At 37.2% G+C, this 1,295-nt stretch carries 1 protein-coding gene; it reads right to left on the bottom strand.

From position 1 onward, the window contains the following. Positions 1-47: 47 nt before the first annotated feature. Positions 48-1,259: an IS256 family transposase gene (locus BHF68_RS07315; protein WP_069643004.1), complete on the bottom strand. Its 1,212-nt coding sequence runs from the start codon at positions 1,257-1,259 to the stop codon at positions 48-50. Positions 1,260-1,295 lie beyond the last annotated feature (36 nt).

Genomic DNA, 1,295 nt, shown 5'->3' with positions numbered 1-1,295 from the left:
TTGTCTTCTGGGAGAACAAAAGCGATAAACTCTGGGGCGAAGCCCCATCATTTCATTAGCTCTAATGCTATTCGTTCCTCAAAGTAAATCGCAAACTGAGATATGCATTCTTTCCATGTACGAATAGGCATTGTCCATTTCTTACTAGCTTCCATTGTTGCCAGGTACAGTATTTTTACTAACGATTCGTCAGTAGGATATGTGGTTTTATTCTTGGTCACTTTTCGTAGTTGTCTATGGTATCCTTCAATTATATTTGTTGTATATATTATCTTTCTAATTGGGTGCGGGTACTTAAAATAAGCTGTTAGCTCAAGCCAGTTGTTTTCCCATGACTTGATTATGAGGGGGTGTTTCTTACCCCACTTATTTTTAAATTCTTCAAATGAGTATTCTGCTTCTTCAAGGGTTAATGCTTGATAGACTTTCTTGAGATCATGCATCAGCTCTTTTTGTTCCTTGTATGATACATATCTTAAGGAGTTTCGAATCTGATGGATTACACATAGCTGTATTTCTGTTTGAGGAAATACAGCGTATATAGCTTCTGAGAAGCCTGCTAGACCGTCTTTGCAGGCAATTAGTATGTCTTGTACTCCACGATTTTTCAAATCGTTACATACACTAAGCCAGAACTTAGCACTTTCATGTTCGCCAATCCAGATACCTAATATTTCTTTTTTACCTTCCATTGTTATGCCTAATACGCTATACGCTGCTTTGTTTATAACCCTGCTATCCTGACGCACTTTGAAGTGGATTGCATCTAAAAATACTACTGGATAAACTCGATCTAAAGGTCTTGATTGCCATTCTGTAATTAAAGGCATGATCTTATCTGTCACTTTGCTAACCATAGTCGGTGATACATCAATACCGTAGATATCTTGCATGTGGTCTTCGATATCTCTGTTGGACATGCCCTTTGCATACATTGCTACTATTTGATCTTCTAACTGATTTGCTGTCGTCTCATGTTTCTTAATTATCTGTGGTTCAAATTCTCCATTGCGGTCTCTAGGTATATCTATTTCTGACTTCCCGTGACGCGTCTGAATGGTTTTAGAACTATAACCATTACGACTATTACCAGTGTTAATGCCTCTGGAATCATTCTTTGGATACCCAAGATGATTTTCCATCTCTGCTTCAAAAATTTCTTGGAGAGTATTCTTGAATAGTTCTTTCATCTTTTCCTGGATATCTTCTACTGTACGACAATCTTTTGCTAATTCCTTAGCTAACGTACTACTTTGCATAAACGATCAACTCCTTAGTGGTAAGTTTAACCATTT

Origin of the sequence: Desulfuribacillus alkaliarsenatis (assembly GCF_001730225.1) — a bacterium.
GTDB lineage: Bacteria > Bacillota > Bacilli > Desulfuribacillales > Desulfuribacillaceae > Desulfuribacillus > Desulfuribacillus alkaliarsenatis.
Note: the sequence above shows the minus strand (reverse complement) of the source record. Positions and strands in the feature narration are given on the sequence as shown.